The sequence below is a fragment of the Actinomadura napierensis genome, from assembly GCF_039529375.1.
In the GTDB taxonomy this organism is placed as follows: Bacteria; Actinomycetota; Actinomycetes; order Streptosporangiales; family Streptosporangiaceae; genus Spirillospora; species Spirillospora napierensis.
On record NZ_BAAAMR010000048.1, the window covers coordinates 64,933 to 73,393 of the forward strand.

Genomic DNA, 8,461 nt, shown 5'->3' on the forward strand with positions numbered 1-8,461 from the left:
GGCGGACCGCGCGGCGCCGCTCGGGACGGCGGCGCGCGGACGTCAGAGCACGCGGTCGAGGACGCGGGCGGCGGCCCGTCCGTCGTCGTGCGGGCAGTAGCGGGCCGCGAACGCGGCGCGCGCGGTGCGGTACCCGGACTCGATCGCGGCCGGCTCGGCGAGCGCGTCGATGACCTGCCGCGAGGTGCGCAGCAGCGGGCCGGGCGCCTCGGCGTCGAAGTCGAAGTAGAAGCCGCGCACGTGGTCGCGGTAGCGCTCCAGGTCGTAGGTGTAGAACAGCATCGGCCGGCCGGTGACGGCGAAGTCGAACATGGCCGAGGAGTAGTCGGTGACGAGCACGTCGCTGATCAGGAACAGCTCGGAGATGTCGGGGTAGACCGACACGTCGAGGACGCAGTCGCCGGGCCGCCACTTCGGCCGGTCGGTCACCAGGTAGTGGGTCCGCAGCAGCAGGACGTGGTCGTGGCCGAGCGCCTTGCGGAACCGCTCGATGTCCAGTTCGAGGCGGAACGCGCGCTTGCCGATGGCGAAGTGGAAGTCGTCCCGCCACGTCGGTGCGTACAGCACGATCCGCTTGCCGTCCGGGATGCCGAGGCGCCGCCGTACCGCCGTCGCGATCTCGCCCCGGTGCGGGCTGTTCAGGATGTCGTTGCGCGGATAGCCGCTCTCCAGGATCTCGCCCTCGTAGCCGAACGCGCGCCGGAACAGCGGCACGGAGAAGGCGTTCTGCGACAGCAGCACGTCCCACTGGGGGACGTCGTGCTGCATCCAGTCCATGCCCTCGGTGCGCTTGTAGGGCATCTGCTTGACGTCGTAGCCGAGCTTCTTCAGCGGCGTCCCGTGCCAGCACTGCACATAGGTCTGGTCCTCACGCTTGATGAACCATTCCTGCTGCGACCAGTTGCCGAACACGTACCGCGCCCGTGCGAGCGCCTCGTAGTGCTCCCGGGAACCGGCGAGGACGGTGCGCGCACCGGCGGGCTTACCGAACTGGCCGTTCTCGGTGACCCACACGCAGTCGACGTCGAGTTCCCTACGCCGCAGCTCGTCGTAGATGCCGCGCGGGTTGCAGGAGTACTGGCGTCCCTTGTACGAGTCGAATACGGCCAGATCCCGTACAGGAAGGTTCAAGTGGCGCCGGTAGTGCCCGGACCGGATCCGGGCCTGCGCATAGGGGCCGCGCTCGTCGTCGTTGAGGGCGGTCTGGATGTGCAGTTGAAGCTGGTCGGTCTTGTAGACGCGCACGTCGATCCGGTGCAGGCCCGTCTCGGTCGGCTCCGGCATGTGCCGCAGGGCGTGCCGGCGGACGACGACCGGACGCTCCGTCCCGCCGAGCGGCGCGAACATGTCCCAGCGGCCGGACACCAGCGGGCGCGACAGGCCCAGCACCGGCATCCGCTCGGGCGAGAACTTCGCGGTGAACCGGTCGCTCTCCCAGCGCAGCGGGACGGTGTGCTCCTCGCAGGACCGCCGCCGCCGCAGGACCAGGGCCTCCGGGCGGCCCGCCGGGTCCGCGCACGTGCCCGACAGCCGCAGCAGCCCGTCCGGCGACCACGACACCCGGTCGACCGCCGGTGCGCTCTCCCGCGCGACCACGCGCACCTGGTTGCGCCGGGTCCGCACGACCTCCAGCTCCCCGCAGTGGGCCGGGTAGACCGCGCCCGCCGCGTCCTCCTCCAGGTACGGGCGGACGCCGCCGGGCAGGTTGATCTCCCAGTCGCCGAGATGCCGGGCGAGCCCGCCGAGCGGCAGCTTCGCGCGGAAGCCGTACCAGCCGTCGGCGCCGTTCTCGGCCGGCTCGATCGGGCCCGCGACCGTGGCCCGCCCCGCCTTCGGCACCGCGGTGACCCGCGCGCCGGCGTCGAGCGGCGTGCGGCTCCAGCCGTCCAGCCACAGCTCGTCGCCCTCCACATGCGACCCGACGACCGTCGCGGCGGTCCGGCGCACCTGCAGGACGAACCGGCGCTTGGCCGCCACACCCTGCACCAGCACGCCCGGCGCGCACTCCCGGTCGTCCGGCCACTGCCGGGCGGTCAGCCGCGGGTTCGCGAACGTCCGGCGGCGCCGCAGGCCCTTGTTGACGATCTCCACGCACGGGATCCAGTCGATGTCCCGCCAGCGTCCGAACATCTTCAGCGCGGACGGGTCGATCTCCGCGACGAACCCCGACCAGTCGTAGGACACCACGGACTGCCGGGTCCGCGCCGTCACGTCCGGCCGCCGCACCCGCTGGACCGGCACCCGCATCAGCCCGCGCCGGTTGGACGCCAGCAGCCACAGCCGGATGCGGGAGCCGTCCTCGCTGGAGGAGTCGAGGTGCCGGATGTAGGCGTGCCCCTCGAGCCGCAGCCGCCCGCCCACCCAGGTCGCCCGGTCGATCGCCGCCGCCGGCTTCAGCTCGTCGGTCACGTCGTACACGTGCAGGGGGACGCCGCATTCTGCGTCCTCGAAGAACGGATACTCGGCGTACCAGCGGTGCCGCAGCCCGCGCCGTACCCGCGCGGTGTCGTGGTGCCTGCCCAGCTGGACGAACCGGAGCACGTCCATCAGCTCGGGCAGCTTCCTGCGGCCCAGCAGGTGCAGTTGCAGCCGCGTCATCGACGAGAGCCGCTTGATGACGCGCGGGTTGACGCCCTCCGCGAGGGTCGCGCCCATCGCGACGAGTTCTTCGCGGTTCTCGTCCTCCGTCCTGGGGAGGGCGTCGAGGAGGACCCGCAGCTCGATGTCGACCAGCACGTGCTCGTCGTAGGTCGCGACGAGCTGCGGCGCGTAGGACGCCAGGCCCTCTCGCACCACGCGCGCGGAACGCATGCGCTGGCAGAGGTTGTCCCAGTCGTAGCGGTCCTCGGTGATGGACCCCGGCCGCTTGCGCCAGTAGTAGACCGTGTCGCTCAGCACGTCCACGGACTCGGCCAGCGCGTGCGCGCGCGCCGTCACCGGAGGGTCCTCGTAGAAGCCGGCGGGGAACTCCAGGCCGGTGCGGTCCCAGAACGCGCGCCGGTACACCTTGTTCCACGGCGTACGGTCGCGGATGAGCAGCCCGTGGGACGACACGTGGGTCTTCAGGCGGGTCTCGGTGAACACCCCGCTGTGCAGCACCGACTGCCACGTCCGGTCGGCGTCCATACGCTCCACGTTGCCGCTCGCCATGTCCGACCCGGTGCGCTCAAGGGAGCCGACCATCCTGCTGTAGGCGTCGCGCTCCACCACGTCGTCGGCGTCGGCGAACGCCAGGTACTCCCCCTTCGCCAGCCGCACCCCGGCGTTGCGGGACCGCCCCGGCCCCTCGTTGTCGCGCGCCAGCAGCCGGAACCGGGGATCGCGGTCGCACATCTCCTTGGCGATCACCGCCCCGTTGTCGTCCGACCCGTCGTCCACCATGATCACTTCGAGGTCGCGCAGCGACTGCCCGGCGATCGACTCCAGGCACGCGCGCAGGTACTCCTCGGTGTTGTGGAACGGGACGACGACGCTGAGCTTCGGGGACATGCGGCCTCCAGGTCGGTTGGACGAGGGCACCGCCGAGCCAGAGCGGAAACCCCGCCACACCGAGCATGGTGACGTGAAGTGATCACACGAACACGGATCGCCATTGCCAGGACGTCCCCTGACGCAGACTTGACCCGCCCTGGCATCGCTTTACCGTGACCTGACCCGCCGCCCCGGGCGCGCGCCCGGCCGTGGGGCGTTCGGATCGGGGGGCGTCCGGGCCGGGGGGCGTTCAGGCCGGGCGGATCCCCGGCGTGCCGGTGGCGAGCTCCGCGATCGCCGCGCGGACGCCGGCCGCCAGCGCCTCGAACTCCTCGGCCCGCGGCGACGTCGACCGGAATCCCAGGCCGATCCGCCGGAACGGCGCCGGGTCGGTGAACCGGTGCAGCGCCAGGTTCGGCGCCCGCCGCGTCTCCACCGGCAGCGCCGTCTCCGGGACCAGCGTCACGCCGAGCCCGCCCGACACCAGCTGGACGAGCGTCGCCAGGCTCGTCGCGTACGTCGCCGACGGCGCCCGCGCGCCCACCTCGCGGCAGACGTCCAGCGCCTGGTCGCGCAGGCAGTGCCCCTCGTTCAGCAGGATCACGTCCAGCTCGTTCAGCGCGTCGCGCGGCACGTCCTCGGCCCCCAGCCGGGACGACGCGGGCGTGACCAGCACGAAGTCCTCGTCGTAGAGGGGCAGTTCGGTGACGCCCTGGGCCGGTGCGGGCAGCGCGAGCAGCACCACGTCGAGGCGGCCGGCCATCAGCTCGGCGACGATGTGGTCGGTCCGCTCCTCGTGCACCGACAGTTCGAGGCCGGGGAACTCCTCGGCGAGCCGCGGCAGCACGACCGGCAGCAGGTAGGGCGCGACGGTCGGGATCACCCCGACGCGCAGCGGCCCCACCAGCGGGCCCCGCACCGCCCTGACCTCCTCGACCAGCCGGTCCAGCTCCGCCAGCACGTTCTCGGCCCGCCGCGCGACCCGCTCGCCCGCCGGCGTCAGCAGCACTCTGCGGGTCGTCCGCTCGACGAGCCGGGTGTCGAGGCTCTCCTCCAGCGCGGCGACCGAGCCCGACAGCGCCGGCTGGCTCATCCGCAGCGCGGCGGCGGCGTCCCGGAAGTGCAGATGCTCCGCCAACGCCAGGAACGCCCGCAACTGCGACACCGTCGGCCTGCTGATAACCATCTCCTATCACTACGACACCGATAGATAACCGCGACGTCACGATACCCGGCGGCCGCACAGGGCCCGGGACATCACTTCCGCCGGGCGGGCAACAGACCGGCGGCTCGTGAGTGTAAGAGACGTGGAAACCGACATAGTGGCGAACAGGCGCCGCGCGGCCGGCGCCCTCTCGGAGGCGGACGATCGCGCCGCGGGCACCGCCGCCCTGGTGGCCCTGTTCCGCGCGCATCAGCTCGCGCCGGCCCGCACCGCCCTGATGATCATCGGGGACCGGGCCACCGCCGAGGACGTCGTGCAGGACGCCTTCATCGACCTCTACCGCCGGATCGACCGCCTCGCCGACCACGAGCGGATGCTGCCGTACGCGCGCGCCGCGGTGGTCAACAAGTGCCGCACGGTGCTGCGCCGGCGCAAGCCGGCGTTCCGGGCGGGACGCACGCACGAGCCGCCGGTGTGGTCCGCCGAGGCGGCGGCCGTGCTCGGCGAGGAGCGGCGCTAGGTCTTCCTCGCACTGCGGTGCCTGCCGCACCGCCGGCGCGAGGCCCTGGTGCTGCGCTACTACCTGGACCTGGACGAACAGGAGATCGCCGACGTCATGGGGATCGGCGTCGGCACGGTCCAGTCCACCGTCTCGCGGGCGCTCGCGTCGCTGGCCGACCTGCTCGGGGAGGAATCATGACCAGGACCGAAGATCGGCTCCGCGACGCGTTCGGCGCCGCCGCCGAGAGCATTCCCGACGGCTCCCTCGCCCCCGTCACCGTTCCGTCGCGGCGGCGCCGCCGTCCGTGGGCCGTGCCCGCGGCGGTCGCGGGCGCGCTGGCCGTCGTCGTCGGTGGCGCAGCGCTGGGCGGCGCGCTCCCGCACACATCCCGCAGCGGCCCAGCCGCGGGCCCCGGCGGACCCCGGCACGTCGTCGCGATCCGCGGCGGGCGCGCGGTCGTCGAGGACGCCGCCGCCGGGAGCCTAACGAAGGTGACCGCGCTCGGAGGCCGCTACGCGGCGGTCGCCGCGACGGGCGACCGGCGGACCTTCTTCCTCGCCGCCGACGCGGGCGGCGGCTCCTATGCCTTCTACCGAGTCACCCTCGCGGCGGACGGGACGCCGTCGGCGCCGAAGCCGCTGCCCGGCGGGACCGTCCGGCTCGACTCCGGGTTCGGCAAGCCGGAGAACCTCGCCGCCAGCCCCGACGGCTCCCGGCTCGCCGTCGTCGGCACCGCCGGCGGCCGCTCCGAGGCCGTCGTCATCGACGTCCGCACCGGCGGCCACCGAACCTGGAGCGCCCCCGGTGAGGGGACCGTCACCAGCGCGACGTGGGCGCCCGACAACCGCACCCTCGGCTTCCTCCAGGCTCCCGGCACCGTCTCCGACCGGGCGGTGCTGCGGCTGCTCGACACCGGCCGCCCCGGCTCGGAACGGCCGGAACGACGACGCCGCCTTCGTCCTGGCGACCCTGTCGACGGGGACCTGGCAGCCGGTGGGGCGGCCCGTCCGGCTGCCAGGCGACTCCTTCTTCGTCAAGGCCGACGGGTCCGGCGAGCACGTCCTGCAGCTCATCGACGCCGTCCCGGACGCGTCGACGGCGGCACGTTCACCTGGCTGAGCCGCTCCACCGACTACGACGACCTGGCCTGGTGACCCGGCAGCGGGGTGCCCGTGTGGTATCAAGCCCGGGTGTCCGACGATCCCGCCCGCCGCCCGGGCTACCACCACGGCTCGCTGCGCGCCGCGCTGACGGCGACGGCGCTCGACCTGCTGGACGAGGGGGGCCTGTCCAACGTCTCGGTGCGGGAGGCGGCGCGGCGCGCGGGGGTGTCGCCCGGCGCCCCGTTCCGGCACTTCGCTGGCAAGGAGGCGCTGCTCACCGCCGTCGCCGCGCGCATCCTGGAGGACTTCGGCGAATGGCAGCGGGCAGCGCTCGCGCAGGCCCGCCCCGACCGTCCGGCCATGTGGACGTTCGGGCACGCCTTCGTCCGCTATGCCGCCCGGCACCCGCACCGGTTCGAGCTGCTGCGCACCACCGCCTACACCGCGGACCCGGCGCCGGAGGTCCGCGAGGGCATGCGGGCGATCGAACGGCAGGTGACCGACCTCATAGCGGCGGGGCAGAACGCCGGCACGCTGCGGGCGGGCGACCCCCAGCTGGTGATCCTGGCGGCGCACGCGCTGGTCTACGGGCTCTCCCAGATGGTCGTCGACGGGTTCCTGCCCGCCGAGCACGCCGGTGAGCTGGCCGAACAGGTCCTCGACACGTTCGGGAAGGGCATCGGGCCGGACACCGCGCAGGGCTGAGGCCGACGTTCCCGGGGGCATTGACGGCGCCGCGCGGGGTTGATGTAATCGCTGATTACATTCGCCGGATGACAGGGGCCCCCATGCCGTTCGAGCAGCCCATCGCCACGGGCCGGATCACCGTGAACGCCTCGCCCGCCGCGGTCTACCGGATCGTCAGCGACCCCACGGTCATGATCACGTTCGCGGAGGAGGCGTACCGCGCGCGCTGGCTCGGCCGCACCACCCGGGCCGCCGTCGGCGCCCGGTTCCGCGGCTACAACCGGAAGGGCCGCCGCCGCTGGTTCACCAACTGCACCGTCACCGACGTCCGCGAGAACGAGCGGTTCGCCTACGACGTCGACACTCCGTTCGGGCTGCCGATCTCCCGCTGGCAGTACGACATCACGCCCGCGGAGGACGGCGGCGGCTGCACCGTCACCGAGACGAACTGGCTGCGCGTCCCGCCGTGGTTCATCCCGCTCGCCATAGCGCTGACCGGCACCGCCGACCGTCCCGCCCACAACACCCGCAACATCGCCACCACGCTCGGACGGCTCAAGGCGCACCTGGAGGCCACGCACGAAGACCAGCCGAGCACCTAGGCGATCTCCAGGCCCGGCCACTACAGGGAGTGGTCACCACTCAGGGTCCAGATGTGATCTCCATCATCGGCCGACACCACCTCAGGCCCGTTCCGCCCACTTTTATACAGGTCAGACCATATATGCGATGATCCGATAAGAACGTCCTATCAATCCATTGCGATAGATCGATTTCTCATTTTCCTGCTCCTACGGCACGCTGAGTGACATCGGCCGCCGGACGCCACCGTCGTCGCGGCGGCCCTCCCACGCCTCTCCGGACGAGAGGCGACCCCTTTCCGTGACAAAGGAGCATGCGTGCTTACCGTCGGTGACCAGTTCCCCGAGTACGAGCTGACCGCCTGCGTCTCGCTGGACCCGGACAGCGCCTTCGAGACGATCAACCACAAGTCCTACGAGGGCAAGTGGCGCGTCGTGTTCTTCTGGCCCAAGGACTTCACCTTCGTCTGTCCGACCGAGATCGCCGAGTTCGGCCGCCTCAACGAGGACTTCGCCGACCGCGACGCCCAGGTCCTCGGCGCGTCCGTCGACAACGAGTTCGTCCACTTCGCCTGGCGCAAGGACCACCCCGACCTGCGCGAGATCCCGTTCCCGATGCTGTCGGACCTCAAGCGCGAGCTGTGCGAGGCCCTCGGCATCCTCACCGAGGACGGCGTCGCGCAGCGGGCGACCTTCATCGTCGACCCGAACAACGAGATCCAGTTCGCCATGGTCACCGCGGGCTCCGTCGGCCGCAACGTCAAGGAGGTCCTGCGGGTCCTCGACGCCCTGCAGAGCGACGAGCTGTGCCCCTGCAACTGGAACAAGGGCGAGGACACCCTCGACGCCACCAAGCTGCTGGCCGGGGCCTGATCGACCCGGTCCACCCCGCCGGCCGGCCCGCGCGGCGCCCGCTCGCCCGCCGCGGCCGGCCCGGTCCCGACGGCCGGCC

8 protein-coding genes are annotated in these 8,461 nt (G+C 72.4%); 6 read left to right on the forward strand and 2 right to left on the reverse strand.

The genetic code is table 11. From position 1 onward, the window contains the following. Positions 1–42: 42 nt before the first annotated feature. Together ABD296_RS25415 and ABD296_RS25420 are read right to left on the reverse strand one after the other, a co-directional pair. A complete protein-coding gene (locus ABD296_RS25415) occupies positions 43–3,489 on the reverse strand; it encodes a bifunctional glycosyltransferase/CDP-glycerol:glycerophosphate glycerophosphotransferase (protein WP_344271881.1) in 3,447 nt (1,148 codons plus the stop codon). A 232-nt stretch (positions 3,490–3,721) separates the two neighbouring features. Further along, positions 3,722–4,657, reverse strand: a complete 936-nt coding sequence (locus ABD296_RS25420; protein ID WP_344271885.1) for a LysR substrate-binding domain-containing protein — start codon at positions 4,655–4,657, stop codon at positions 3,722–3,724. A gap of 121 nt (positions 4,658–4,778) precedes the next feature. On the opposite strand from ABD296_RS25420, the gene ABD296_RS25425 reads away from it, so the two are divergent. From ABD296_RS25425 to ABD296_RS25450, 6 genes are all read left to right on the forward strand, one after another. Next, on the forward strand, positions 4,779–5,156 hold the full coding sequence (locus ABD296_RS25425; RefSeq protein ID WP_344271888.1) for an RNA polymerase sigma factor: 378 nt from the start codon (positions 4,779–4,781) through the stop codon (positions 5,154–5,156). A gap of 21 nt (positions 5,157–5,177) precedes the next feature. Then, positions 5,178–5,336, forward strand: a complete 159-nt coding sequence (locus ABD296_RS25430) for a sigma factor-like helix-turn-helix DNA-binding protein (RefSeq protein ID WP_344271915.1) — start codon at positions 5,178–5,180, stop codon at positions 5,334–5,336. Then, positions 5,333–6,292 (forward strand): TolB-like translocation protein, encoded by a 960-nt coding sequence (locus ABD296_RS25435; protein WP_344271891.1) that lies wholly within the window; start codon positions 5,333–5,335, stop codon positions 6,290–6,292. Before ABD296_RS25430 ends, ABD296_RS25435 begins: the two co-directional genes overlap by 4 nt. A gap of 36 nt (positions 6,293–6,328) precedes the next feature. Next, complete coding sequence (locus tag ABD296_RS25440; RefSeq protein ID WP_344271894.1) at positions 6,329–6,946, forward strand: TetR/AcrR family transcriptional regulator; 618 nt, start codon at positions 6,329–6,331, stop codon at positions 6,944–6,946. Positions 6,947–7,014: 68 nt separating this feature from the next. Further along, positions 7,015–7,530, forward strand: a complete 516-nt coding sequence (locus ABD296_RS25445; protein ID WP_344271897.1) for an SRPBCC family protein — start codon at positions 7,015–7,017, stop codon at positions 7,528–7,530. A gap of 297 nt (positions 7,531–7,827) precedes the next feature. Further along, positions 7,828–8,382, forward strand: a complete 555-nt coding sequence (locus ABD296_RS25450; protein ID WP_344271900.1) for a peroxiredoxin — start codon at positions 7,828–7,830, stop codon at positions 8,380–8,382. Positions 8,383–8,461 lie beyond the last annotated feature (79 nt).

Excerpts from the sequence above, each read along its gene's own strand:
- ABD296_RS25420 (WP_344271885.1), bottom strand. The coding sequence starts at position 4,657 with ATGGTTATCAGCAGGCCGACGGTGTCGCAGTTGCGGGCGTTCCTGGCG.
- ABD296_RS25435 (WP_344271891.1), top strand. The coding sequence starts at position 5,333 with ATGACCAGGACCGAAGATCGGCTCCGCGACGCGTTCGGCGCCGCCGCC.
- ABD296_RS25445 (WP_344271897.1), top strand. The coding sequence starts at position 7,015 with ATGACAGGGGCCCCCATGCCGTTCGAGCAGCCCATCGCCACGGGCCGG.
- ABD296_RS25415 (WP_344271881.1), bottom strand. The coding sequence starts at position 3,489 with ATGTCCCCGAAGCTCAGCGTCGTCGTCCCGTTCCACAACACCGAGGAG.